Below are 24,766 nucleotides of genomic sequence, written 5' to 3' on the forward strand. Positions count from 1 at the left end.
CCTCTCCCTGCAGATGACTTTGGTGGTTAACTTGCGCCAAACTCCTCATTGTCCAATACGATTGCGTCAGACATAACCCGCATAAGGTCTTGGTCTGCGGCATGTACGCGGCTCCAATTTGGAATAAATGGTGTCTCCATTGGGTTTTCTAAGAAAACTTCACCGGCTTCCATAATATTTGAAGCAAACAATTCTACTGATTTTTCGGCGGCGTGACGATCCACGTGCAGACCGTTCATTAAAGCGTCATTATAGTAGCTCTCGATGAGATCTAACGCGATGCGATAATATGTGGCTTTCAAAGACCGAAAGGTTTCCATGTTGAAAACGGTGCCGTCAGCAGCGAGTTTTCTATATAGCGCTTTGCAGATATCGATAGACATTCGCGAAAGGCCGGTGGAGGCGTCTTGCTCGGATAAAGGCTGATGTTTGTGGTCATACGCATCTGAAATTTCGACCTGACACGTTGTTTTGGGGCTGAGGTTACGCCAAGCTTCAGAAAGAACACCTATTTCCAATCCCCAATCCGAAGGGATACGCATATCGTGGAGAATAGATGTTCGCATCGCAAACTCACCTGCTAGCGGATACCGAAATGCGGATAAATAGTTGAGGTAATCTCGTTCGCCTATAACTTTGGTAAGTGCCATCAAAATAGGAGTAACGAGGAGGCGGCTGACACGCCCATTGAATTTTCCATCAGCTATTCTTGGATAGAAACCTTTGGATAGAAGATATGAGAAGCTTGGGTTCGCGACTGGATAAAGTAGTTTCACGAGCATATCTTTTTTATAGGTCACAATATCGCAATCGTGTAGCGCGATTATATCACTGTCTCCGCAAGCCAAAGTGTATCCCATACAAAACCAAACATTTCGTCCCTTGCCTGGCTCTATCGGAGATAAACCCATTTCAGCGAGGCGGATGTCGATGTCTTTTAGGCGTGGTCCATCATTCCAGAGAACTACGTGATCTTGCGGTAAACGAGAGAAAAACTCTTTCGCGTGTCTGTATTCTGCTTCGTTGGCACGGTCCAATCCGATGACAATTTTATTGATGAATTTCGCTGTGCTAAGCTCATCGAGAATATTGCTGAGCGCATCGCCTTTGAGTTCCGAATAGAGCGAGGGCAGGATAAGAGTGATTTTGCGAGACTGTGAGAATTGCTCCAGTTCGCGTTCCATTGTTTCGGGTTTTACAATGCGTAGGTCATGTAATGTTGCGACGTGTCCATTTTGATGAAAATCAGCCAATGTCTTTCTCGCTTTTGTTGTTTTGTGAGGGGCGGCTTTGGGGTGTGAAGCCAAGTTGGGAGGATATAAAATTTAATACTGCGTCATTCCAACCAGCAGGACCTTGTTTGGTTGTCCTAGAAATCCGATTGGTAGCTTCACCTGCTAAAGGTGGGATGTCGTTTCCATGATGGTTGTTGATGATGACGCCAAAATCAGTGTTTTCGAGCATTTCAATATCATTTGGAGCATCGCCAAGTGATAGTGTCTTCGTTTGTGAACCAAACTGTTTGGTTATTTCGGAAACGCGTTGGCCTTTTGTTGCTCCAAAGGAAAGCGTCATGAAGCGTCCACCGTACCGGGTGTGGACGCCATGCTCAGTCAAATAATAGATGAAATCCTGCTTGGCTGTCTCTTCTCCCGTCCACAGTCCTGGTTCGGAAAACTGTCTTTGTGAAGCTAATATTGCTTGGTCTTTGGAGAGGTTTGTAATCTGGGAGATTTGATCGATCGTCCAATCATTAAATCCATTGTAGTGACATCTCAATGAGGAGGGAGCGCTGGATATAATGCTAATGAGGCGATTGTAATCATCAGCTCCAATGTCAGATGCTTTTTGGCTACTAGCCGAAAGAACTCCTGCGCCATTTTCGACGATGGCTGGACAATTTTCGAATCCAAGTTCTGATCGCAATGACAGAAGTTCTGCAGCCGTCTTTGAGCTGGCAAGGATGAGTGGAATGTTGAGTTGTTTAAGTGCGTCCAGCGCGGGAAGGGCTTCTTCATAAGAATAGGAAGAGTGATCGAGAAGGGTGCCATCTAAATCGGTGAAAACGATAGCGCTAGTCATTGGCAATAGTCCTGTCCTCAAATTTTAAGACAGCACGGTTTTCATCAACAAAAAGCTGTGCCCCAGTCTTTTTTTGCCCGTTAAGCATGCGTTTTGTTAGGCGTTCATAATATTGAATGAAGTTTTTCACCCAATCGCGCTTTTCGTCATGGAGCGTACCTTTTGCTAGGCCTAAGGTTGTTTCCTCTTGTTCAATTCTCCATTGAAGAACGGTTTCAAAGCTTGGAGCATTTAAATGAAAGAAATGAGGCGAAAGATCCCATAATAATTTGTAAGGACCAGCGAGTTGCTCTTCTTGATAATTTTGCCATTCTTTCGCGTGCGGTAGGCGTTCTACATCATTAATAGGAGGGAGGGGTGAGTTTGTCATTTCAGCGCTTGCGCCAACCAACCACCCTTCTACAATGATTGCTTTAGGGCTTCCTGAGAATGTCCTGAACTCGTCGGGATGCACGCGGTCATCAATCTTTTTGTCGAAAACTGGGATTGTGATTATTGAGCTTTCTGTTGCTGACCGCAGTGCCGTGATTGTTGTATTGAGTAGGTCAAGATCATGAGTTCCTGGCGGGCCGCGAGTCTCAAATAGAGGAGAGACTTTTTGCGCTAAAGACATTCTCTCTTTTTTTGTCAGATAAAACTCATCGATACCTAAAATGGCTATTTGATTATCAAAAGCCTTACATATGGCGTTCATCGCTGTGGACTTCCCGATGCCCTGTGCGCCCGATACGAAAATCAATGGAATGTCGTCAGATGTATTAATGATATTGGTGATCCAATTTGTGAAATGGATATCAATATCTGACATATGCTAGAGCTCCCAATGAACAGTTCAACTGATGCTATGAAGCTAGGTTAGGTTGAGTTTATCAAGTAAAACTATGGTATTGGAGTGATGTCTGCCTAATTTTTGGGCGATATTTTTGCATAAAAATTGGGCGTGGGTTGATTGTGGGCGAGAACCAATTTTCTTGCGCTAAGAAGAAAAAACTCCAATTTTATTGTTTGCGTCTCTGACTGTGTAAGTCATCCAACGTTACTTTTACATAACTTCCTGGCGCGTGGGTAGCATTCTCTAAAAGTCCCGGTGGCATGGTTTTATTGCCTGATTTATCACTCAGCCATTCTGCAAGTGCAGGCCACCAGCTTTGCTTTTTATATGTCGCTGATTCTTTCCATTCCGCACCCGTTTGAAGATTGGGGTCGCCCGCGCTCCAGTGGCCATATTTGTTGTTGCGTGGCGGGTTAACTACCCCCGCAATGTGTCCAGCCTCAGCCATAATAAACTTTGTATGACCGCCAAATAGGTGCCGCCCGCGATAGACTGACTCAAACGGCGATATGTGGTCTGCTTCAGCGGCATGAATGAACACTGGCCATTGGATGTCTTTTAAGCTAATTTTCTCGTCAAACAGATAGAATTCACCTTTTGCAAGTTGGTTTTCAACATAGAAGTTTTGAAGGTATCCAAGATGCAAAGGTCCAGGGATGTTTGTTTGATCGCTATTCCAATAAAGTAGGTCAAACGGTCTAGCTTTTTTGCCTAACAAATAATTGTCTTCAACAAATTGCCAAACGAGCCTTTGCGGCCGCAAAGCATTAAACCCGTCTGCCATTAATTCGCCGGGCATGATGCCACGGTTTTTAACTATCGCAGCAGCAGTTTCTGAAAACGTTTTTTCATTGATTAGGGCTTGCAGCATTCCAGCGTCTGAAAAGTCTGTTTGGGCAGCCATGAAGGTAAGACTATTTACGCGCTGGTCTTTTTTCTTGGCAAGGAAACCGGCGAGAGTGGATAGCATGGTTCCACCAATGCAGTACCCAGCAATATTGATCGGTTGGTTGTGGATTTTGAAGACTTGATCAATCGCTGCAAGTCCGCCCAAAGCAGCGTAATTATCCCAGTCTAGATCACGCGTGATGTCGTCTGCGCTGCGCCAAGAGATGATGTAAACCGTGAAACCTTGATCCCTGAGCCAGGCAACGAGAGAGTTTTTTTCCTGTAAGTCCAAAACATAATATTTGTTGATCCATGGTGGGAATATCAGAAGCGGTCGCTCATAAACTTCTTCTTGAGTTGGATTGAAACGGATCAATTCAATCAATTCGTTTTTAAAGATTACCTGTCCTTCAGTAGTCGCAACGTTTTTTCCAATTTCAAAAGCAGAAGTATCGCATTGAGAAATATTGAGATGATGGAAATCTGCATCATAGTCGCGTTGAAGGTTTTCTAGACCAGCCTGAAGAGATGCACCTTCGGTGTCGACGAACTTTTGTATTGCGACCGGATTTGTGAAAAAATTGTTCGCAGGTGAAATCAACGACATAAATTGATGAAGATGGTGTTGGACTTCTTTTTGTTCCAGATCAGACAAGTTTTCAGCTTCCAGAACCAAATCCCTAATCCATTCATACAGGACCATGTATGATTGGCTGATAAAATCGAACAGGGGGTATTTGCGCCATAATTCGTTTTCGAACCGTGGATTGGTGAGGCGACCATCATTTGGGGTTTGATCTTCTTGATTTTCTGGTTGCAAAGTCATGCTGGCAACATTTGCTAGCCGTTTGGCTAATTCTTGTTGTGCTTCAACATATTTTTTTCCTTCATTGCCGAGGCCGCGTTGAAGGGCTTCCATTGCCAGCGCAATATGGACAGGGCTTGTTGCTGCAGGGCCTTCTTCATATGTTATCTGAGTGAGTAGTTTGTGAAACTCAGTTGCAAGCAGAGTTAGACGTTCTTTCAAGTCCGAATTTGAGTCAGATTTAGAAAAATCTGGGTTTTGAGCTTTATCATATGCCTTGGTCACGCTAATCAGACTTTCGGTACGTATTTCAATTGCATTCAGATTTATAAGAATGGCTTGAGGTTAGGGGTCTACATATGTTCAAATTTTGTCGAATTGCGAGCGTGTTGGCAATCCCTGTTTTGGTCGCATCTTGTGCATCTGGTGTTGAAACACGTGTAGAACAGGCCGAAGAAAATGCTCCCAATTGGTATGAGCAGAAAAAAGAAGAAGTTTTGGGGCGCGGATATCCAGAGTTTTCTAGTATTCCAACCGAATCGCCTCGTGGTCCAATTCCGCAAGAAATTCTTGATGGTGAAGCCGATATCGACGCCCAATTGGAAGCTCTGAAAGTTGACCCCAAAGCAAAGACGCCCGAGGAAGATGGATTAGAAAATCCGAGCGAATGGGCACAAAAAAAGCGCGAAGAGATCGAAAAAGGCCTTCTTGAAGACTAAAATTGCGCAGACTGTCATATTTTACGTGCAATGTATGAAGCTAGAGTCTATGAGGCTCTAGGTTAACGCTTCCGCAATCCTGCGGAGCCCAAGAAAGGTATTATTATTGGTGTTGAAATGAAGTTGGAATTTCACAAGATCAGACGTCTTCCCCCTTACGTATTCGAGCAGGTCAACCGTAAAGCGGCCGAGCTACGAGCGGCGGGCGCGGACATTATTGATCTTGGTATGGGAAATCCTGATCTTCCAACGCCAAAACATATAATCGATAAACTTTGTGAGACCGCTTACAAGCCAAAAACGAATCGTTATTCGGCTTCAAGGGGGATTCCTGGACTAAGAAAAGCCGCAGCAGCTTATTATGATCGCCGTTTTGGCGTGAAGCTGGATGCAAATAAACAGGTTGTTGCAACGCTTGGGTCTAAAGAAGGGTTCGCTAATCTTGCTCAGGCGATTTCTGCGCCTGGTGATGTGATTATTGCGCCGAACCCGTCTTATCCATTGCATACATTTGGTTTTTTGATTGCCGGTGCTTCAATGCGGCATATCAAAGCTGAAACGCCTGAAGAATATTTAGCAGGAATGGATAAGGCAATTCGTCATTCTGTTCCAAAACCGACTGCGATGGTTTTGTGTTATCCAGCAAATCCTACGGCGCAAGTAGCTGATTTGGATTTCTATAAAGAAGCTGTGCGTATAGCCAAAAAGCATGAGATTTGGATTTTATCTGACCTCGCTTATACAGAGATTTATTTCGATGATCCGCCGCCATCCGTTCTTCAAGTTGATGGCGCGATGGACATTGCCATTGAGACGACTTCTTTGTCGAAAACTTATGCTATGGCAGGTTGGAGAATGGGATTTGCTGCGGGGAATGAGCGTCTCGTTGCCGCGCTAGCTCGTGTTAAATCTTATTTGGATTATGGGGCGTTTACACCGGTTCAGGTCGCGGCAGCTGCCGCATTGAACGGCCCACAAGACTGTGTTGTGGAGATGCGGGAGATTTACCGCTCACGTCGTGATGTGTTGATTGAAAGCTTCACGCGCGCAGGGTGGGAAGTTCCATCTCCACGAGCTTCAATGTTTGCTTGGGTGCCTATCCCCGAAGAGTTTAAGCACCTTGGGTCCTTAGACTTTTCATTGCGCTTGATTGAGCAAGCCCATGTCGCGGTAGCACCAGGAGCCGGTTTTGGCGAGTATGGTGACGGTCATGTGCGTATTGCTTTAGTTGAGAATGAGCAACGTATTAGGCAAGCAGCAAGAAATATTCGCCGCTTCATTGAAGCTGGACCAGATAATTCAGAACCAGTCATCACAGCTGGGGAGTAAGTAAAATGACAGAGAAAAAGACTCTTCGCCTCGGTATTGCTGGGCTGGGAAATGTTGGTGTTGGACTTGTGAAACTTGTTCAAGGCCAACAGGAATTACGATTGGCAGGAAATCTTGAAATTTCGGCAGTGTCAGCGCGTAGCAAAACGCGTGATCGCGGAATTGATGTGTCTGGTTATGGGTGGGAAGATGACCCGGTAAAGCTGGCGACATCAGATGATGTTGATGTTTTCGTGGAATTGATCGGTGGATCGGATGGTCCTGCACGCGCATCAATTGAAGCCGCGTTGAGAGCCGGAAAGCATGTCGTAACAGCTAATAAAGCTGTGATTGCTGAGCACGGAGCATTGCTTGCTGAATTGGCGGAAGAGAACAATGTGCATCTCTTATTTGATGCTGCGGTTGCTGGTGGTGTGCCGATTGTCCGTGTATTGCGTGATAGTTTGTCTAGTGTGGATGTGCAGCGTGTTTCAGGGATACTGAACGGGACGTGTAACTACATTCTGACAGAAATGCTTGCGACTGGGCAGGAATATACTCCAGTATTGGCTGACGCTCAAAAATTGGGATATGCCGAAGCAGATCCATATCTTGATGTGTCCGGAATGGATGCTGCTCACAAAGCTCTCATTCTCTCAGTGATTGCTTTTGGGGCCAAACCAGATTTTTCTAAAGTCCGTGTTTCAGGTGTGGATCAGATTGATGGGCTTGATATCAAGTTTGCAGACAAAATGGGGTACCGTATCCGTCTGGTTACTGAGTCTACAAAAAGCGAGAGTGGTGTACGTTGCTCAGTAGCTCCAGCTCTGTTTAAGGTTGATCACCCCTTGGCGCAGATTTCTGGACCGACCAATGCTATTATGGTTGAGGGTGATCCAGTGGGAAGTGTTACAATGGCTGGCCCTGGAGCAGGTGAAGGGCCAACTGCTTCCGCGGTAATGGGCGACATAACAAGAATTTTTCAAGGTCCTGCAACACCTCCATTTGGAACATCAGTTTCTGAATTGAATGCGGAAATGATTCAATCATCAGGGGAAAACACTCAAAGTGTTTGGTTTATCCGCACGAAGTTGTCAGATAAATCGGGTGCATTGGCAGAATTGTCAAAAGCGTTTGCGCTGTGTGAAGTTTCTGTTGATCAAATGCACCAAGATTCAAGTGCTGGAGAAGCAGCTGCACCGATTGCAATTATGACGCATCCGTGTACACGCAAAGCTGCTGAGGCTGCTGCTTCGATGATTGAAAAACTTGATGCGTGCGTAGATAAACCGCGTGTGTTAAGAGTTGAGGCATGAGTTTCGCATAATAAGGCGAAATCAAAGAATTATTATATGAGAATGGGACAATAATGACTTCTAATGCTTTGAATCCGACATTTGCTGATGCGATGGTTCGTGTAACCGAGAGAGCGGCGGTTGCATCTGAAACAATGGTTGGTCGTGGTGATGAAAAAGCTGCAGACCAAGCAGCCGTTGATGCAATGCGTACAGCCTTAAACGAAGTTGTCATGCAGGGCCGCATCGTTATCGGTGAAGGTGAACGTGATGAAGCACCAATGCTTTACATTGGTGAAGAAGTTGGAACTGGCGAAGGTACGCAGATTGATATCGCGCTAGACCCGCTAGAAGGTACAACTTTAACTGCTAAAGCCATGCCTAATGCTTTGGCGGTCCTTGCTATTGCTCCACGCGGTGGTTTGCTGCACGCTCCAGACGTATACATGGACAAAATCGCTGTCGGTCCTGGCTACCCTGCAGGCGTTATCGATCTAGATAAATCAACGATTGAAAATGCTAAAGCTGTTGCTGCAGCCAAAGGTGTTGAAGTTGGTCAATTGAATGTATGTGTTCTTGATCGTCCACGTCACGCTAAAATTATCGAAGACCTACGTTCGCTAGGTATTCGTATTTCATTGATCTCTGATGGTGATGTTGCAGGTATTATCAACACAACAAACCCAGATACAGGCATCGACATGTATATTGGTTCTGGTGGTGCTCCAGAAGGTGTGCTGGCTGCTGCTGCGCTTAAATGTGTTGGTGGACAGATGCAGGGCCGTTTGACATTCCGCAATGACGATGAGCGTGGTCGCGCAACTCGTATTGGTATTACAGACCTAGACAAGAAATATGACCTACACGAACTTTGTTCACAAGATGCAGTGTTTGCTGCAACAGGTGTAACAACTGGTGGTCTTCTTGAAGGTGTAAAACGTCAAAACGGTAAGATCTACACAGACTCACTTGTGATGTCTTCATTTGATGGTGTTGTACGTACGGTTAAGTCGACTTACCCAGGCTAAGCGTCTACGAAAATTAATTTTAAGAGGCGATTCCAAATTTGGAGTCGCCTTTTTTATTGAGCCCGCTTGATAAATTGAAGACCCTGTTGTTTTGAACGTGAGAGTTCACCTTCAGCTTCCATATTCAATTTCACAGTTGTCATGTGCCAAGATAATGAACCAAGTTTCTCTAAATCGTGCATGGTCATATTTTGACGAACAGTCTGTTTCAAATCTTTGAACAGTATACCTTCTTCGCCGACTGCCCTTAAAATTGCTGTCCTAACGAGATCGTATTTCCAGCTTGAAATACGCGTGACGCCTATTCTTCCTTGGTTTGGAGTTCTGCAGTCTGTCTTTTTCTCTTCCATGTGAAAATTTAACCTGAAAAACTTGAATTACAAAACGAGCGCTCTCGCTCAATTCATTGCTTTCAGGTTCAGAACAGAGTTAACACTGCAACGAAGAAGATAATTGATGGAATATCCATCATGCTCAAGGTGTTATTTATATGTCCCGTTCTCCATTTATTGATCCAGCTGACGAATTATCGATTGCAGATACAGGCCCAGCGTTTCTGGATGTAGAGAATTCGCTGACAGGACGTAAATGGCGTATGCGTCCGGTAGATGATGAACGGGCAACACAGCTTTCCAGAATGCTCTCAAAACCAGACTTAATTGGAAGGTTGTTGGCCGGCCGTGGTGTCACTCCAGATGAGGCAGAAACTTTTTTTGCACCAACGCTGAAGGCATTGTTTCCCGATCCATCTAGTTTCGTGGATATGGACGCTGCCTGTGAAGTTATATTGGATGCGCTGACTAGTGGTCGAAAGTGCGCGGTTTTGGCAGATTACGACGTGGATGGAGGGACATCAGCTGCGATTCTGACGAAGTATTTTAGAGCTTGGGGGCAGGAATTGATTCTATATGTGCCCGATCGTCTAACAGAGGGGTATGGTCCTTCAGACTTGGCGTTTGAAACGCTAAAAGACCAAGGCGCTGAACTGATCATGACGGTGGATTGTGGCGCGGCGGCAGTAGAGGCATTGGAAACTGCACAAGGTTTGGGTTTAGATGTTGTCGTTCTGGATCACCACTTAATGCAAAGTGCGCCGCCGCCTGCTGCGGCGGTTGTAAATCCGAATCGACCTGATTGTAATTCGGGATGCGGGCACTTGGCTGCAGCAGGTGTGGTTTTTGTTCTAACCGCTGGGTTGAACCGATTGGCACGTCAACGCGGTGTAGCCCCCGAAAATGGCTTGCCAGATCCCATGAATTGGTTGGATTTATGTGCGCTTGGTACTTTGTGCGATATGGCACCTCTCAAAGGTGTTAACCGTGCCTTTGTAAATGCGGGCCTGAAAGTACTCCAACGCATGGATAATATCGGGCTGGAAGCTTTGTCTCAGGTGTCAGGCGTTGAAGCGCCTAAATCAGTTTATCATGCAACTTTTCTATTGGGGCCAAGATTGAATGCTGGGGGACGTATTGGAGATTCGTGGATTGCGTCTAAATTACTCGCTTCAGAAGACCGAAAAGAAGCGGTGGCGTTGGCTGAGAGGCTGCAGGCCTTGAATGAGGCGCGTAAAGAAATCGAGGCGGAAATTCTCGATGAAGCCACAAGAATTGCGGAAGCTAGATTGATTGAAAAACCAGAGGCAGGCGCAATTGTCGTTGGTGGAGAAGATTGGCATCCGGGAGTGATCGGAATTGTTGCTGGCCGATTAAAGGAAAAATTTCACAAACCCACTGTTGTTATTGGTTGGGGAGATGATCTTGGTCCAGTTGCAAAAGGGTCTGGAAGATCAGTTCAAGGTGTGAATTTGGGAAACTTGATTGCGGCGGCCTCCAAAGAAGGTGTGATTCTATCGGGTGGTGGCCACGCTATGGCGGCTGGCTTATCATTGAAACCTGAGCAACTGACAGGGTTTCGTGATTTTCTAGAAGATGCGACTGCAGATGCGCAGGCAGAATTAGCTGAAGCTCGTATTTTGGAATTGGATGGACTGTTATCTCCTGCGGCTGCTGATGGTGAATTGCTGCAATCAGTCGAAGGAGCCGGACCATTTGGAGCTGGCGCACCAGAACCTGTTTTTGCCATGGCAAATGTCCGGCCGCACAATGTAAGGAGAGTAGGGGTCGATCATTTGAGCTTTGAAATCTTAGGGGAAGATGGTGGTAAACTGAGAGCGATCGCTTTTCGTGCGGCTGATGTCGAGTTGGGGCAAGCGATTCTCGGCGGACAACCGATGCATTTAGCGGGTAAGTTGAAAGCAGATGAATGGAGAGGAGCTGGAAAAGTACAATTTGAAGTGTCTGATGGTTTTTTTTCAAAATAATTGAAAAAAGCACTTGCATATAAAAATGCACATTTGTATACAGCTGCCTCACACCGATGCGCTCCCTTCGTCTATCGGTTAGGACGCAAGGTTTTCAACCTTGAAAGAGGGGTTCGATTCCCCTAGGGAGTGCCAGGTGTGAAAAAGTCAAATAAAAACAATATTTTATTTCAAAAGTGCGACTATCGCATGGCACTTCCGTGCGACAATCAAAAAATGCTCTCAGTTTTATGAAAATTAGCATTCTCTTTGGATCCATCGAGATCTTATTTTTTTCTTTTTTGATCCCCAAATTTAGTCGAAGATGACCGAAAAGAGATCGCCCTGTGAAAACCATTTTTGATGCGGCATCGGATGGAAACGTAAAGGTTTTGGAAGGGGGGATCGTCAAAAATTGACGAAATTGTAAATCTACCGATTGGGGGAGCTTTCCTATACAGATTTTTGAGTTCATGTTGGTCATACGCAGATTTTAGTTATATCCAACATTATGGATTCAAATTATCATCACTTCATTGCGCTTGCTGCACTGATGTGTTCCAGCAAAACTTTCGTTTAAAAGCAGATTGGGAGGGGGTAAAGTGTCGCTTGCAAACCTAAAAATAGGAGATGATTCTCCATCAGGGGATGAGATTGAAGCAATCTATTCAGCCCATAAAGAATTTATTATATTCCGTACTGGGGATCGATTAAAAGTCTACATTGATGACGATCATCTTGAGCCGGAAGACCGTGTGTTGCATCAACGATACATGCAAGTAGCACCGTTGATTGCTGATGCTTATTCGTTGATGCCCAATGGGCTTTGGAATAACGAGTCAATTAATCGCCAACTAGCTCGAGGTTTTTCAGTGGCTTTATCCGGTCAAATTGATGAATCTTCTGAAATCATCACTTCAGTCATATTGAGATTGAGAGCCCGATACGTGTTGCTGGGCCGAACTCAATATCATTTGGGTGCATTTCTGGGTTTGTGTGCCAGTTTATTAGCATACGGCATTATGCTTCTAGTTCTATGCGATTTGAATCAGATAACCAAAACCGGTATTGAAACTATAGTTTTTGGTGCTTTAGGGGCATACCTATCTGTAGCCATTGGAATCAAGAATATAGAAACGGACCCAGAGTCTGGTTTGCTACTTAATGGTTTTGCTGGAGCAACTCGTCTTTCGATAGGGATGGTAGCAGCGGTCTTTGCTTATGTTGCTGTTTCATCGGGTTTTATTCTAGCGCCTCTTCGAGATGGGAGCTCCCCACTAGTATTTTTGACAGTTGGTTTTGTTTCTGGTTTTAGCGAGCGTTTCGTTCCGAATGCGCTGGCCGGTATAAGTGATCGGTCATCGACCTCTTAAACTCTTCCATGATATCGAGAGTTGATATTCTGAGATTTACGTTGAACCAAAAATATTATGGGGTGAAGAAAAAAAGAGTAAGGTTTTAGAGATCGAGGATGTTGTAAGGGCTAGGTAAAAATTAAGGCCTTGGCGTTCAATATCATAAAGGTGCGACTATTGATTATGTAAAGCTATAGAATCACATGAGTTTTCAATTGTCGCACCTTGGCTGGATTGCCTATCAGTAGGGGCTTGTCTTAAACCCCTAGGGAGTGCCAGGTGTGATTAAGCTATTTCCTTAAAAATGACGCGATCGACTTTCAAATTTATACATTTGTCGCAGTCCGTGTTAGATTTTCTAAAAACAAAACGACTTAAATTGTGTGGAATGATTTGCAATTTGGCTTGGTTAATTGTTTAGTCTTTGACATATTAAGAAAACTACTTATTTGATTAACTTAGAGGTCGATGGGCTGTTGGTCTCTAATGTCTGTCCTAGGGATAGTTTGGCAGATCAGGTTTAAAGGCGGCAGGGACGTTAATACGAGATATAATGGGGCAAGAAATAAACGAAGCTACAAATAGCGATTTGCCTAAAATCTCGGTTTCTGGGCGTGTGAAATGGTTTGATTCTGTAAAAGGTTTTGGCTTTATCATTCCGGATAATGGTCTGGATGGACAAGAGGCACTCTTACACATTTCAATACTGCGCGACTTTGGTGCCGAGATGGTAGTCGAAGGCATGTTGATCAGCTGCGACGTTGTTAAACGTGAACGTGGATATCAAGTCGTAGAGGTTAAATCCTTAGAAGGTGGCGAAGTTGTTGTGGCACCTACTAATGCTGAGCGCGAAGCTGTCTTGATCAAGTGGTTTAACCGAACAAAGGGCTATGGCTTTGTGCACCGTGAGGGTGAAGCTGAAGATATTTTCTTGCACATGGTAACGTTGCGCCGCGCAGGACTGGAAGAGGCCGAGCCTGGGCAAAAAATTTGGGTAACAATTGGCAAAGGCCCTAAGGGGAATTATGTCGTTGACGCGAGCAAAGAGCCGTAACAGCTTTTTGTACTTCATACATTTCAATGATTACTGAGGTGAGGACTTGTCGTCACGCTGTTTTCAGGTATTTGGTAGAAGTGTTAGGCTTTTGAAGCCGTATTCTTTGATTTCATCATGAGGCTTGAGTTGAAAAAATTACTTTCTGCGATCGCTGCTTTATCTGTTCTTACAATTGCTGGCCCAGCTGCAATTGCACAGGATGATAGTTTAGTTCAGTTTGAAACTGGTGCGCTTGTCATAGACACTGATGATGCTCAACATAGTTTTGTGATTGAAATAGCTGACTCTCCAGCAGAAACTGCTCAGGGACTTATGTTCCGTGAAAGCATGGCAGAAGACGCGGGGATGCTATTTGATTTTGGAGCACCGCGTGAGCCAGCAATGTGGATGAAGAATACACTCATTCCACTGGATATGCTGTTTATGGACGAAAATGGTGTTGTCGTTGCGATTGCACGCAACGCACAGCCGCATTCGGAACGTCGCATTTCGCCGGGAATGGCTGTAAAGAGCGTGCTAGAGCTAAATGGCGGCGCTGCTGGAAAATATGGCATTGAACCGGGTGATATTGTGCGTCACGCCATTTTTAATAATGCAGCTGATGTAGAATAAGCCCTAAATCAATCGGATTTTGAGCTCAAATTCTTTTTTTTTGTGTTTTTATCAAAAAAATTGAAATTAGGTCTTTCGTTCTTTGAAAACTTCGATAAAAGACCTCCTCCGAACAACATTGAGTTCTACTAGAATTATATTTGTTTTCGGTTTAAGCTGTTAAATCAGCTTGATTTAAAATAGTCGGGATGTAGCGCAGTCTGGTAGCGCATCTGGTTTGGGACCAGAGGGTCGGGAGTTCGAATCTCTCCATCCCGACCATTTTAAAAATTTATACCACTCATGAAATGTGATGATTAAGCCTGTAAAAGTTGCTAGGCTAGATCAATGAGAGATTTTTCAGATACAGCAATTTTACTGTGCGCCCATGGCGATAAGCGTGGTGCTCTTCCTGATGGAAACCTTAGGCGATTGGTGGGCGCTCTGCAGGGGGCTTTAAAGCCAAGTCATTGCGGTTTTGCACTGTTGTCGGTTGAAGGTGATTTAGACAAAAAATTAGATCAACTGAACGAATCACATGTCATTGTCGTGCCTATGATTTTTTCCGACGGATATTTTTACAGTAAGATTGCACGAGTTCTAGAAGATTATAGCTTATCTAAACCTGAGGCTCAGACAGTATTGCTACCACCAATTTGTGATTGGCCCGAAATGGCAGAATGTTTGTCTAGAATAATAGACGGGTCGAATTCTCTTCTTATTGCCCATGGCTCAAAGAAATCATCTGCTTCACGTCTCGCTAACGAAAGATTAGCGGCAAGATTGACTGGGCTGGGTGCGCCAGAAGTTAGCTGTTCATATTTGGAAGAGCCTCCCTATGCAGATGTTGCTTTAAAAGAGATCAAGGAGCCTGTGGTCGTCGTGGGATTATTCATGGGGAATGGCCTGCATGGTGGATCGGATTGGGAAACGGCATTGGCCGAAGCAGAAGTTGAGCCCAGATTAGCATTTACTGTCGGTGCAATGAGTGAGTTAAGCGGTTTGGTACAAGAAAAAATCGAGAATATTACGCCTTAGAAGCGGATGGAATTTTTCAATCATTGAATTTTTTACCAACTACATGCATCATCCATTTGCTGACAAATTAATGTAGGGAGCGTGAGAGCTATCATGCTGGCTAAAATATACAGACCTTCAAAAAACGCGATGCAATCTGGCAAAGCCAAATCGGATGTTTGGATATTGGAAATGGAAACAGCACCTAAGCGGAGTGTTGACCCGTTAATGGGGTGGACCGGGTCTGATACCACAGATACGCAAGTGCGAATTAGCTTTGATAGCATGGAAGATGCTGTTGCTTATGCCAAACGCGAAGAAATGGATTTTCGCGTACTGACCTCAAAAGAACCCAAACGCATTATCAAAACTTACGCGGATAACTTTTCTGCTGATCGAAAGTTTCCTTGGACGCATTAGGTCTGCAGACTCAATATGATTGATTACAATAAATTATTCTTAGAATAATTGAAATTCTTACGTGCATTTTCAGATTGGTTTTGCTAAGACAACTTTCTGAATCAAGGTTCCTTAGCTCAGCTGGATAGAGCGCCCGCCTTCTAAGCGGATGGTCGCAGGTTCGAATCCTGCAGGGACCGCCATTCTCCCAACAGTGTCACGATTATTGATAGTCATTCGAATTTCTGATTCTCTCTTTTTTATATTCGTTGCTATCGAGCATTGCTTGGTACCTGATAAGTCCAATGGATTTACCTTGGTGGATGAAAACAACCATCTGAAGTTAGCGTATTTTCGCTTTTGACGAATTGGTATGATATCGTTAGCATTTGTTTGTCTTTTATATGAGGCGAACATCAGATTTGCTAATTAACAGCCTTTTGGGGATTTTTGTGACAGATAAAAAAGAACGTGGAAAACCGTCCATCACACTTATTGATGTTGCAAAGCACGCTGGTGTTTCTCCAATGACTGTATCGCGGGTGTTGAATAATTTATCCATTGTGAAATCAGCCACCAAAGAAAAGGTGCTGGCATCTGTTGCAGCACTTGATTATTCTCCAAATCAAGCAGCGCGAAGTCTTGCTAGTGGCGGTACCACCCAAATTTGTTTGCTCTATGGAAACCCTTCCTCAGCTTATCTTGGTGAGTTGTTGGTAGGAGCATTAGAGGCTGTTGGAAAACATGGTCTCCAATTGATAGTGAATCGTGTGCCGTCAGACATTTCGATTGAAGAGCTTCAAAAGAATCTGGATTCTTCTTGGGATGGGTTGATAATTCCGGCACCTATTAGTGATCTCGAGGGCATTAGGCGGCTGGTGGAGGAGGAAGGTTTTCCCACAGTGTTCCTTGAGTGTGGTGAAGTGTCCGGTCGCGCCCACGATATAGGAATAGATGATTATCAAGCTTCCAAAGATATGACTGAATATTTGATTTCGTTGGGCCATCGACGTATTGCGTTCATTCAAGGGCCTCCAAATCACCGCACAAGTACAATGAGACTTTCTGGGTTTCACGATGGCTTGGCCGATGCGGATGTAGAAGTTGATAAAGAACTGATTGTTGAAGGGGCGTTTACCTATAGGTCGGGTATGCAGGCTGGCTTGAATTTGTTGGAGGCCAGTAATCCCCCGACTGCAATTTTTGCAGGTAATGATGATATGGCAGCTGGGGTATTAGCTGCAGTATCTGAAAAGGGATTGAAAGTCCCTAAAGATGTATCAGTGGTTGGGTTTGATGATTCTCCTATTGCAACAACCGTGTGGCCTCATCTTACTACAATTCGGCAACCATTAGCAGAAATGACTGAATATGCAGTTCGATTATTGAGTGAGGTCATTAAAGAGCCGGGAAAGCAAATGAAGAAAACTCATTTGTTGGAGTACTCCTTGCAAATGAGGGATTCTGCTTGCCCTCCTACCAAAACATAGATTTTTGAAGCGTTTTTCTTGAGGAAGAAATTTTTTTGTTGTTTTGTTAGCGTAATCATGGTAGCGTTACCAGATCGTGATACGTTGCATTCCCAACCCGCGATTATGAGGAATATCGTCCCGTATTTCCTCAAGTATCTTTCTGTGAGAGAGGAATTCCTATATTTAGCGAATTCTTCTCTCTTTTTTTTGGGAAAAAAATGACTGCATCAATCTCAATTCACAATGAATTTTTAGAATTAGGCATAGAGCCTGAAATCGGTGGTGCGATTTCGTACTTTAGGGCTGGTGGGAGCGATGTTTTCCGTCCCATGAATTTTGAGCATGGCTTTGCTGCAATCAATTCCGGTTCTTTTCCTCTTATTCCATTTTCCAATCGAATCTTGAATGGCGAATTTCGTTTTGAGGGGAAGTCCTATTCTATTCCAGCAAACTGGCCTGAAGGGGATGAAAATGCCATTCATGGAAATGGATGGCAGAATGAATGGCTTGTTCAATTGCAAACAAAAAGCAGTTGTGAGTTGGCTTTCACTTCCAAGGAGGGGTGGTGGCCGTGGAGTTATGAAGCTCGCGCTAAGTTTGAATTGGTAGACCGAAAACTGATTATGTCTCTTGGCGTTAGAAATACGGGTGACGAAACTATGCCGGTCGGTTTGGGGTTTCACCCTTATTTTGTGTGCTCTGAGGACACACGATTGTTATTCAATGCTTCAAAGGCTTACCTCCCTTTTGGTGAAGCAGATGCTGTAGAGTTATCATCGAATGAAGGCCATTTTCTAGATTTTAGGAACGTTAGATCGCCTAAACAATCTCAATTGATTGATCATAATTATGATGATTGGGACGGCATTGCGTATATTAAAGGGTGCAATGGCAAACATGATATAGAGATCAAGGCCGACCAGAACATGCGGTGTGCCATGATGTATTCTCCTGTAGGAGAGGATTACTTTTGCTTTGAGCCTACGACGCATTCTGCAGGTGCATTTAACAAAAAAGAGTTTTTAGCCAAAGGTGGAATAGCGCTAGAGGCTGGGAAACAGGTAAGTGCAACATGCACAATTGAAGTTTGCACCTAAAAACTTTTTCAATGTGACTATTTGAAAAGCGTTTGATTCTTAGGATCAGGCGCTTTTTTTGTTTTTATTCTTAAAAGCTGTGAATCTCTTTGTTCACAGACGAGTAACGCAAAACGCCAAACGGGCAATATGTGTCAAAATTTTGATGCAAATTTCAAAAAAATTGAAATATTCAAGTGAAATTCAAGTTGTTTTATGAATAGAAGATGAACAGATTTTGTGTTGTTCAGACTAGGTTCAGTTTTGTCGAAAGTTTTGGGTAATCTCAATTTGATCTATTGAATTTACCTTTTGGTTAGATATATTTACATCATGACGGGACTGAAAGAAACAACAAATGTCAGTGCCTGATTATTTAGAGGGATTTGTCTCTATCGTTGACTATTCAAGAATAGTTGGCAGATGGGTTTGGAGAGTAAAGTAAAATGGCCAGTGATTTTTGTACTGAAGACGGCGCACTACGTATTAAAAACAAAATCGAGGAATACTGGAAAAACCGAGGTTTCGATGTGAACATCAATCTAGTAGATGCGGGCTTCATTCCAGCCATGCGTTCCGCGAGAACGGACATACGTTCCAATATGGTGAACGGTATGCCGACGCCTGGAACGGGAGGCTCACTTAGGGAAACTTCACAGCAAAACTTCAAATACGAAAAAGGTGTAAATCGCCACTTGATGAACTAGATCACTTTTCAACAATTGATCTAATAGTATCAACAAGTTCAGAATAGTTATCGATAATTGCGTCTGGGCCTAGATCTCTGGGCGCAATATCTGTGTAACCAAAAGAGACAATGATGACTGGTGCGCCAGCGTTTCGCGCAGCGCCGACGTCTGAAATAGAATCCCCAATCATGATAGATTTTTGGGGATTTCCTTTGGCTTCTTCAATGGCTTGTAAATAGTGTTGTTGATGAGGTTTTTTATGAATTGCAGAGTCAGCGCCCACAATGCTTTTAAATCGTTCTGCGATGTTGAGGGTTTCCAGCAGCTTGATAGCAAGGTGTGTCTTTTTATTTGTACACACGCAGAATTGGGCTCCTTCTGATTCTAGAGCATCCAGCGCGGCTTCAACATTTTTGTATAGATAGCTTTTGGCGGCGATATCCGATTGATAGATGTCAATAAACTGCTGAGTTAGCTGGTCGAGCTTTTCTTCCGAAAATGTGACATCTGATAGAGCAGCACCACGTTTGATGAGTGCTTTTGCGCCTTGTCCTACAAAAGCTCTGGTTTTTGGGAGATCAACTTCTGCCAAACCTTCTTGGCGCATGATCTCATTTGTCGCTCTGTGAAGGTCGGGAGCAGTTTCAACTAATGTCCCATCCAGATCAAAAACAATCATATATCCATCTAAAAACATGGTCGGAGACACCTCAGAGTAAAATTGGACTGCAATTGCCCGAAAAATGCAGTTTAAATGCTTTAGAAAAGCTTGCTTGAAAAGCCCATTTAGAGGATTGTCCGCGCAACTTTCGAAATTTGATGTCTGACAGCGAGGGTGGACATGTCCAGAGCAGCAATCATTTTGGCGGCCGGTAAAGGCACGCGTATGAAATCATCAACTCCTAAAGTGCTTCACAAAGTTGGTGGTCGTCCAATGATGGCGTGGACAACTGATTTGGCCAAGCAACTTGGGTGTGAAAAAACTATTATTGTTGTTGGTCCTCAGTTTGAAGATGTACATCAAGCTGCTGTTAGTCTCGTGGGTGAAGAGAATGTGTGTGTGCAAGAGACACAATCAGGAACTGCAACCGCTGTTCAGGCTGCGGTACCAGCTCTTAAAGGCTTTAAAGGCGAGGCAATTGTTCTTTATGCTGATACGCCGCTAATTCCGACAGATGTTGCTCAGGGTGCCTTCACAGCCATTGATGAAGGTGCATCGATCAGCGTATTGGGATTTGAAGCAGATAATCCGGGTGGATATGGTCGCCTTATCCTTGCTGATGATGGTGGGCTAGACCGTATCGTTGAAGCAAAAGATGCTTCTCCAGAAGAATATGCGGTTCGTTTATGTAATTCGGGTGTGATGGCCGCGCCTTGGCCTTTGATGGAAGAACTTCTTGGTGAAGTGAAGAACGACAACGCTAAGGGCGAGTATTATCTGACTGACCTTGTTGGGCTCGCACGCGGGCGGTCTCTAAAAGCAGCTGCAGTGCCATGCAATGAGGATGACGTACTAGGGGTAAACTCACGTGTACAATTAGCTGAAGCGGAAACTGTCTTCCAACAACGCGCTCGCATTCGTTTTATGGAAGAAGGCGTGGGGATGATTGATCCTGAAACAGTCTATTTCTCTTGGGATACACAAATTGGAAACGACGTGTTCGTTGAACCAAATGTGGTGTTTGGTCCTGGTGTTAAAATCGCTAGTAATGTGACGATCAAAGCTTTCTGCCACTTTGAAGGAGCTGTGGTTGCCGAGGGCGCTGTTCTTGGTCCCTATGCACGTTTGCGCCCAGGGGCAGACATTGGTGAAGATGTCCGTATCGGAAACTTTGTGGAAGTGAAAAACACCAAGATGGACAAGGGGGCAAAAGCCAACCACCTTGCTTATCTTGGTGATGGCTCCGTCGGCGAGAATGCAAATATCGGTGCTGGCACGATCTTCTGTAACTATGATGGCTTCTTCAAACATAAAACAGAGATCGGGAAAAATGCTTTTGTGGGTTCCAATTCTTCAATTGTAGCGCCTGTTAAAGTCGGCGATGACGCTATGGTTGGATCTGGTTCTGTCGTAACAAAAGACGTTGAAAGCGGTGATCTTGCACTTGCACGTGGTCAACAGGTCTCAAAATCTGGCTGGAGCGCTAAGTTTCGCGAAGTGATGAGTAAGCGCAAAGCTGATTCTAAGAAAAAATAGATCGATGTGATCTGCAACAAATGCACAGTCTTCCATCAAAATTGGAAGATCACTAAATGGAAAATCAAAATGTCAGATATCGCAAAAAGAAATGCTGCCCTAGAAGCCCTTAATTTGGTGGAAGAAGGTATGACGCTGGGATTGGGAACTGGATCTACAGCTGCAATATTTGTCGATGAATTGGGTAAAAAGGTCAAAGAAGGTTTTGATGTTGTCTGTGTGGCCACGTCGGAAGCTACAGACGCGCAAGCTAGATCTCTAGATATCCCAATGGCTGATTTGGATACTGCACCTGCGATACACTTAACTGTGGATGGCGCAGATGAATTTGATCCAGAACTTCGTTTAGTGAAGGGAGGCGGTGCAGCGCTACTTCGTGAGAAAATTATCGCTGATTCCTCTGATGTGATGGTTGTCATCACAGACGCCTCCAAACAGGTAAAGCAATTAGGTGCGTTCCCACTACCTGTTGAGGTCAATCCATTTGGTATGGCGCTCACAAAAGCGCGTGTCGAAGAGACATTAGAAATATTGGGAATGAACGGTATTCACGTAAATGTGCGTCTAAATCAGGACGGTACACCTTTACTTACAGATGGCGGTCACCACATTCTGGACTTGCACTGTAAAGCTATTCCAGATGCAGACATGCTAGGAGCTGTTTTAGACCAGATCCCAGGTGTTGTGGAGCACGGACTATTTTTGGACATAGCGGACGCAGTGATCGTTGGAACAGAAACTGGTACTGAGACGATCTCGCGCGAAGACTAAATCTTCCTGAGATACTCGAAACACTATTTTAATGCGGGAGTATTTCGCACATGAGCTATGATTATGACTTGTTCACCATTGGAGCTGGATCTGGTGGGGTACGTGCAGCACGAATAGCTGCGCAGACAGGTGCGAAAGTCGCGATTGCAGAAGAGTTTCGTACAGGCGGAACTTGTGTCATTCGCGGATGTGTACCTAAGAAGTTCATGGTCTATGCGTCGGAATTCCGCAAATCATTCAAAGATGCTGCTGGATTTGGATATTCGATTGATAATGTCAGTTATGACCACGCCGCTTTTATTAAGTCACTGGGCGCTGAGGTCGAGCGTCTCTCCGGCATTTATGCGAAAAATCTAGGTGGAGCTGGTGTTGAGCTTCTCAAAGAACGTGCTGAAATCGTTGATGCGCATACAGTAAAGCTTGTTGAAAGTGGTCGTGAGATAACAGCACAACGAATATTGGTAGCTGTAGGTGGAACACCATTTGTCCCGGATGATTTTGAAGGGCGCGAACACGTTATTACTTCTGATGATATTTTTGAAATCGAAGAATTGCCAAAATCAATTGTGATTGCAGGTGGTGGGTATATCGCGGTTGAGTTTGCTCATATTTTTGCTGGTCTAGGTGTTGAGACTCATCTTGTATATCGCGGAACACCTGTTCTGCGTGGATTCGATGAAGAAGTTCGTGAAGTTGTTCAGGAAGGTTTGATTGCAGCTGGCGTTAATGTTCACACTAAAGCGAAATTCTCAAAAGTTGAAAAAGTCGACGCCGAGTTCAGATATTCAGTGACGCTGGATAATGGGTCAGTGTTGAATGCTGATCGTGTGGTTGGAGCACTTGGTCGTGTTCCACACACAAAAGGTCTAGGTCTTGAAAACGCTGGCGTTGAATTGGCTCCAAATGGCTCAATCAAAGTTGATGAATGGTCCAAAACGAATGTTGATTCAATCTGGGCAGTTGGTGATGTAACTGATCGCGTCAATCTCACTCCAGTTGCCATCCGTGAAGGGCATGCGTTTGCGGATACAGAATTTGGTGGAAAAGCCCATCACTTTGATCACGATAAAATTTCAACGGCAGTCTTTACGCAACCTCCTGTTGGGACGGTTGGCTTAAGCGAAGAGCAAGCTCGAGAAGAATATGGCGAGATCGATATATATAAGTCTCGTTTCAAACCTATGAAAAATGCTTTGTCTGGTGATCAAAGCCGCGTTCTGATGAAAATCATCGTGCGGGCAAGCGACCAAGTGGTTCTTGGGTGTCATATTGTTGGGCCAGACGCACCTGAGATTATTCAGGCGGTTGGAATAGCTGTTAAGATGAATGCGACTAAGCAGGACTTCGATAACACATGTGCGCTGCACCCGTCTTTGGCAGAAGAATTGGTGACAATGCGAAACAAGTTCGTTCCCGAATAAAAGTAGTATTTCTCGAACAATCCTTCGTACTTAAGCGAAGTTTCTACAAAAAAAATCTCGGTCAAGCGTGAATATGCACAAGCTGTAATCTTATTGCGCTTGACCTTGGCCGCAATCCGTTGAACCAAGAGTTATAGTTAATTGTCTGTTGGTTTGGGCAAATTGCTGAAGATCTAGTTTGAGGAGCCATCTCTCTTATGCGCATTGTTTCTGTGATGAACATGAAGGGCGGTGTAGGGAAATCTACGAGCGTTTGTATGTTGGCTGAGGCATTGGCCTCTCAAGCATCCATGCGAGTATTAGTGGTGGATCTTGACCCTCAATCCAATGCATCCATGATTTTGTGTGGGTTGGACAAATGGTCTGAATTGCGCGAGTCCGAGCGAACGCTAGATTCATATTTTGCGCAGTTTGTGCATGGTTCTGAGCCGCGGCGGTTTCATGAGTTTATCGCTCCGCGTGTGAGTGATATTCAAGGCGAGCCAGTTGTAGATCTCGTTGTTGCTACTCCCGAATTTCGATACGTTGAACGTGATGCGTTGGATAAATTTATTCGACAAGGCTTCACAATTGCAGCAGTTCAAGAACGTTTGACGCGGCTGATGGCTTCTGCAGTTGAAAGCGTTGCGTCTAATTATGATGTTGTTTTGTTTGACTGTCCGCCAGGAATTTCATTGTTCGCGGAAGCCGCCATCACTATGTCGGAATATGTGGTGATCCCAACTATCCCTGATTATGTGTCTCGTCTTGGTATATTTGCCTTCCGTCGCCGTGCAGTGCGTTCCATGGAAAAGCGTCGTTTTACTGAAGATAACATCCTTACATTGATCACTAAGTATGATCCAAATATCGTACTTCACGAAAGTGAAGTGCAGTCTTTGAGATCTGACTTTAAAACTTTTGACGTGGTTATCCCCCAAAATGAAAACATAGCTCGCGCTGGGGAATGGGCAGAAACTCCAAGAAGTTTCGACCAGAAGTATGGTGATGCAGCGGGAATCGTTAGACAATTCGCAGCGGAATTTCAGGAGAAGGTTGGACTTCTATGATGGAAAAGACGCTCAAATCGCTCATGGCTATTGTTGCTGAAGAGGTTGGCAATAATCGTGTGTTTGCGCGCAAGCTTGAAGATGAATTGATTAAACAAGCCAATGATCTAACAAAAGCTCGCGAACTAGAAGAGCAAATTTCTGGATTCAATCCCAATGTTGTCTTTAAAGAATCTGGTGAAGATGGTTTGAAGCAGGCGTTGAAAAATAGGTCTGTGGCGGCACTGAAACAGATAGTTGCAAGGCACAACCTCGACCCTTCCAATCAATTGGGAGGTAGAGTAACTCGAGGTAAGATAGTAGAAATTATTCTAATTGCCGCGGAAAAACGTGCAAAAAGAGACGCAAAACTCTTCGATTACTAATTAAAATGCAATTATATTGTCACAGTGACGAATGCAGACCTTGCTCATACA

General features: G+C 44.4%; 24 protein-coding genes and 3 tRNA genes. 21 read left to right on the top strand and 6 right to left on the bottom strand.

Features of this window, described 5'->3' with window-relative positions; genetic code table 11:
- Positions 1-26 precede the first annotated feature (26 nt).
- From F551_RS0104100 to F551_RS0104115, 4 genes are all read right to left on the bottom strand, one after another.
- The gene (locus F551_RS0104100) at positions 27-1,253 is read right to left on the bottom strand and encodes a glycosyltransferase family protein (RefSeq protein ID WP_018996216.1); all 1,227 of its coding nucleotides are present in this window, start codon (positions 1,251-1,253) and stop codon (positions 27-29) included.
- Positions 1,246-2,082 (bottom strand): HAD-IIB family hydrolase, encoded by an 837-nt coding sequence (locus F551_RS0104105; protein WP_018996217.1) that lies wholly within the window; start codon positions 2,080-2,082, stop codon positions 1,246-1,248. The genes F551_RS0104100 and F551_RS0104105 overlap by 8 nt, the downstream gene beginning before the upstream one ends.
- Positions 2,075-2,890, bottom strand: coding sequence for a hypothetical protein (locus F551_RS0104110; RefSeq protein ID WP_018996218.1), 816 nt, complete (start codon positions 2,888-2,890; stop codon positions 2,075-2,077). Before F551_RS0104110 ends, F551_RS0104105 begins: the two co-directional genes overlap by 8 nt.
- Positions 2,891-3,080: 190 nt before the next feature.
- Positions 3,081-4,892, bottom strand: a complete 1,812-nt coding sequence (locus F551_RS0104115) for a PHA/PHB synthase family protein (RefSeq protein WP_018996219.1) — start codon at positions 4,890-4,892, stop codon at positions 3,081-3,083.
- 74 nt (positions 4,893-4,966) lie between these two features.
- Between F551_RS0104115 and F551_RS0104120 the strand changes: the two genes are divergently transcribed.
- The 4 genes from F551_RS0104120 (at position 4,967) to glpX (ending at position 8,957) form a co-directional block, all read left to right on the top strand.
- A complete protein-coding gene (locus F551_RS0104120; protein ID WP_018996220.1) occupies positions 4,967-5,326 on the top strand; it encodes a hypothetical protein in 360 nt (119 codons plus the stop codon).
- A 117-nt stretch (positions 5,327-5,443) separates the two neighbouring features.
- Positions 5,444-6,655 (top strand): LL-diaminopimelate aminotransferase, encoded by a 1,212-nt coding sequence (locus F551_RS0104125; protein ID WP_018996221.1) that lies wholly within the window; start codon positions 5,444-5,446, stop codon positions 6,653-6,655.
- A 5-nt stretch (positions 6,656-6,660) separates the two neighbouring features.
- On the top strand, positions 6,661-7,950 hold the full coding sequence (locus tag F551_RS0104130; RefSeq protein ID WP_018996222.1) for a homoserine dehydrogenase: 1,290 nt from the start codon (positions 6,661-6,663) through the stop codon (positions 7,948-7,950).
- A gap of 53 nt (positions 7,951-8,003) precedes the next feature.
- Positions 8,004-8,957 carry a class II fructose-bisphosphatase gene (gene glpX / locus F551_RS0104135; protein ID WP_018996223.1) on the top strand — a complete coding sequence of 318 codons (954 nt, stop codon included), beginning with the start codon at positions 8,004-8,006 and terminating at the stop codon, positions 8,955-8,957.
- 53 nt (positions 8,958-9,010) lie between these two features.
- Here the strand turns inward: glpX and F551_RS16195 are convergent, their stop codons facing one another.
- Positions 9,011-9,307, bottom strand: coding sequence for a DUF6958 family protein (locus F551_RS16195; protein WP_018996224.1), 297 nt, complete (start codon positions 9,305-9,307; stop codon positions 9,011-9,013).
- A 140-nt stretch (positions 9,308-9,447) separates the two neighbouring features.
- Between F551_RS16195 and recJ the strand changes: the two genes are divergently transcribed.
- The 12 genes from recJ to F551_RS0104205 all read left to right on the top strand — a co-directional run bounded on the left by recJ (position 9,448) and on the right by F551_RS0104205 (position 18,930).
- Positions 9,448-11,277 carry a single-stranded-DNA-specific exonuclease RecJ gene (recJ, locus tag F551_RS0104145; protein WP_018996225.1) on the top strand — a complete coding sequence of 610 codons (1,830 nt, stop codon included), beginning with the start codon at positions 9,448-9,450 and terminating at the stop codon, positions 11,275-11,277.
- A gap of 60 nt (positions 11,278-11,337) precedes the next feature.
- Positions 11,338-11,412, top strand: a tRNA-Glu gene (locus tag F551_RS0104150).
- A gap of 446 nt (positions 11,413-11,858) precedes the next feature.
- Positions 11,859-12,629, top strand: a complete 771-nt coding sequence (locus F551_RS0104155) for a hypothetical protein (protein WP_018996226.1) — start codon at positions 11,859-11,861, stop codon at positions 12,627-12,629.
- Between the two features lie 535 nt (positions 12,630-13,164).
- Positions 13,165-13,665, top strand: coding sequence for a cold-shock protein (locus F551_RS0104160; protein ID WP_018996227.1), 501 nt, complete (start codon positions 13,165-13,167; stop codon positions 13,663-13,665).
- Between the two features lie 117 nt (positions 13,666-13,782).
- On the top strand, positions 13,783-14,280 hold the full coding sequence (locus F551_RS0104165) for a DUF192 domain-containing protein (protein WP_018996228.1): 498 nt from the start codon (positions 13,783-13,785) through the stop codon (positions 14,278-14,280).
- Between the two features lie 184 nt (positions 14,281-14,464).
- A tRNA-Pro gene (locus tag F551_RS0104170) sits at positions 14,465-14,541 on the top strand.
- A 66-nt stretch (positions 14,542-14,607) separates the two neighbouring features.
- Complete coding sequence (locus F551_RS0104175) at positions 14,608-15,297, top strand: sirohydrochlorin chelatase (protein ID WP_018996229.1); 690 nt, start codon at positions 14,608-14,610, stop codon at positions 15,295-15,297.
- Between the two features lie 93 nt (positions 15,298-15,390).
- A complete protein-coding gene (locus tag F551_RS0104180) occupies positions 15,391-15,696 on the top strand; it encodes an ETC complex I subunit (RefSeq protein ID WP_026296638.1) in 306 nt (101 codons plus the stop codon).
- A gap of 105 nt (positions 15,697-15,801) precedes the next feature.
- Positions 15,802-15,878: transfer RNA gene (locus tag F551_RS0104185), tRNA-Arg, on the top strand.
- A gap of 249 nt (positions 15,879-16,127) precedes the next feature.
- Positions 16,128-17,165 (top strand): LacI family DNA-binding transcriptional regulator, encoded by a 1,038-nt coding sequence (locus F551_RS0104190; RefSeq protein WP_018996231.1) that lies wholly within the window; start codon positions 16,128-16,130, stop codon positions 17,163-17,165.
- Positions 17,166-17,365: 200 nt separating this feature from the next.
- On the top strand, positions 17,366-18,244 hold the full coding sequence (locus F551_RS17050) for an aldose 1-epimerase (protein ID WP_018996233.1): 879 nt from the start codon (positions 17,366-17,368) through the stop codon (positions 18,242-18,244).
- Positions 18,245-18,669: 425 nt separating this feature from the next.
- Positions 18,670-18,930, top strand: coding sequence for a hypothetical protein (locus tag F551_RS0104205; protein WP_018996235.1), 261 nt, complete (start codon positions 18,670-18,672; stop codon positions 18,928-18,930).
- A gap of 1 nt (position 18,931) precedes the next feature.
- Here the strand turns inward: F551_RS0104205 and F551_RS0104210 are convergent, their stop codons facing one another.
- Positions 18,932-19,609, bottom strand: a complete 678-nt coding sequence (locus tag F551_RS0104210; protein ID WP_018996236.1) for an HAD-IA family hydrolase — start codon at positions 19,607-19,609, stop codon at positions 18,932-18,934.
- A 144-nt stretch (positions 19,610-19,753) separates the two neighbouring features.
- On the opposite strand from F551_RS0104210, the gene glmU reads away from it, so the two are divergent.
- The 5 genes from glmU to F551_RS0104235 all read left to right on the top strand — a co-directional run bounded on the left by glmU (position 19,754) and on the right by F551_RS0104235 (position 24,715).
- Positions 19,754-21,109 carry a bifunctional UDP-N-acetylglucosamine diphosphorylase/glucosamine-1-phosphate N-acetyltransferase GlmU gene (gene glmU / locus F551_RS0104215; RefSeq protein WP_018996237.1) on the top strand — a complete coding sequence of 452 codons (1,356 nt, stop codon included), beginning with the start codon at positions 19,754-19,756 and terminating at the stop codon, positions 21,107-21,109.
- 69 nt (positions 21,110-21,178) lie between these two features.
- A complete protein-coding gene (rpiA, locus tag F551_RS0104220) occupies positions 21,179-21,880 on the top strand; it encodes a ribose-5-phosphate isomerase RpiA (protein ID WP_018996238.1) in 702 nt (233 codons plus the stop codon).
- A 50-nt stretch (positions 21,881-21,930) separates the two neighbouring features.
- A complete protein-coding gene (gene gor, locus F551_RS0104225; RefSeq protein WP_018996239.1) occupies positions 21,931-23,301 on the top strand; it encodes a glutathione-disulfide reductase in 1,371 nt (456 codons plus the stop codon).
- 197 nt (positions 23,302-23,498) lie between these two features.
- Entirely contained in the window at positions 23,499-24,350 is an 852-nt protein-coding gene (locus F551_RS0104230; RefSeq protein ID WP_018996240.1) for a ParA family protein, read from the top strand.
- Positions 24,347-24,715, top strand: a complete 369-nt coding sequence (locus tag F551_RS0104235; protein ID WP_018996241.1) for a hypothetical protein — start codon at positions 24,347-24,349, stop codon at positions 24,713-24,715. The genes F551_RS0104230 and F551_RS0104235 overlap by 4 nt, the downstream gene beginning before the upstream one ends.
- Positions 24,716-24,766: the final 51 nt, after the last annotated feature.

Origin of the sequence: Hirschia maritima DSM 19733 (assembly GCF_000378345.1) — a bacterium.
Lineage (GTDB): Bacteria > Pseudomonadota > Alphaproteobacteria > Caulobacterales > Hyphomonadaceae > Hirschia > Hirschia maritima.

Excerpts from the sequence above, each read along its gene's own strand:
- rpiA (WP_018996238.1), top strand. The coding sequence starts at position 21,179 with ATGTCAGATATCGCAAAAAGAAATGCTGCCCTAGAAGCCCTTAATTTG.
- F551_RS0104120 (WP_018996220.1), top strand. The coding sequence starts at position 4,967 with ATGTTCAAATTTTGTCGAATTGCGAGCGTGTTGGCAATCCCTGTTTTG.
- glmU (WP_018996237.1), top strand. The coding sequence starts at position 19,754 with ATGTCCAGAGCAGCAATCATTTTGGCGGCCGGTAAAGGCACGCGTATG.
- gor (WP_018996239.1), top strand. The coding sequence starts at position 21,931 with ATGAGCTATGATTATGACTTGTTCACCATTGGAGCTGGATCTGGTGGG.
- F551_RS0104180 (WP_026296638.1), top strand. The coding sequence starts at position 15,391 with ATGCTGGCTAAAATATACAGACCTTCAAAAAACGCGATGCAATCTGGC.
- F551_RS0104160 (WP_018996227.1), top strand. The coding sequence starts at position 13,165 with ATGGGGCAAGAAATAAACGAAGCTACAAATAGCGATTTGCCTAAAATC.
- F551_RS0104165 (WP_018996228.1), top strand. The coding sequence starts at position 13,783 with ATGAGGCTTGAGTTGAAAAAATTACTTTCTGCGATCGCTGCTTTATCT.
- F551_RS17050 (WP_018996233.1), top strand. The coding sequence starts at position 17,366 with ATGACTGCATCAATCTCAATTCACAATGAATTTTTAGAATTAGGCATA.
- F551_RS0104230 (WP_018996240.1), top strand. The coding sequence starts at position 23,499 with ATGCGCATTGTTTCTGTGATGAACATGAAGGGCGGTGTAGGGAAATCT.
- glpX (WP_018996223.1), top strand. The coding sequence starts at position 8,004 with ATGACTTCTAATGCTTTGAATCCGACATTTGCTGATGCGATGGTTCGT.
- F551_RS0104210 (WP_018996236.1), bottom strand. The coding sequence starts at position 19,609 with ATGTTTTTAGATGGATATATGATTGTTTTTGATCTGGATGGGACATTA.
- F551_RS0104205 (WP_018996235.1), top strand. The coding sequence starts at position 18,670 with ATGGCCAGTGATTTTTGTACTGAAGACGGCGCACTACGTATTAAAAAC.
- F551_RS0104105 (WP_018996217.1), bottom strand. The coding sequence starts at position 2,082 with ATGACTAGCGCTATCGTTTTCACCGATTTAGATGGCACCCTTCTCGAT.
- F551_RS0104130 (WP_018996222.1), top strand. The coding sequence starts at position 6,661 with ATGACAGAGAAAAAGACTCTTCGCCTCGGTATTGCTGGGCTGGGAAAT.
- F551_RS0104110 (WP_018996218.1), bottom strand. The coding sequence starts at position 2,890 with ATGTCAGATATTGATATCCATTTCACAAATTGGATCACCAATATCATT.
- F551_RS0104175 (WP_018996229.1), top strand. The coding sequence starts at position 14,608 with ATGAGAGATTTTTCAGATACAGCAATTTTACTGTGCGCCCATGGCGAT.
- F551_RS0104235 (WP_018996241.1), top strand. The coding sequence starts at position 24,347 with ATGATGGAAAAGACGCTCAAATCGCTCATGGCTATTGTTGCTGAAGAG.
- recJ (WP_018996225.1), top strand. The coding sequence starts at position 9,448 with ATGTCCCGTTCTCCATTTATTGATCCAGCTGACGAATTATCGATTGCA.
- F551_RS0104125 (WP_018996221.1), top strand. The coding sequence starts at position 5,444 with ATGAAGTTGGAATTTCACAAGATCAGACGTCTTCCCCCTTACGTATTC.
- F551_RS16195 (WP_018996224.1), bottom strand. The coding sequence starts at position 9,307 with ATGGAAGAGAAAAAGACAGACTGCAGAACTCCAAACCAAGGAAGAATA.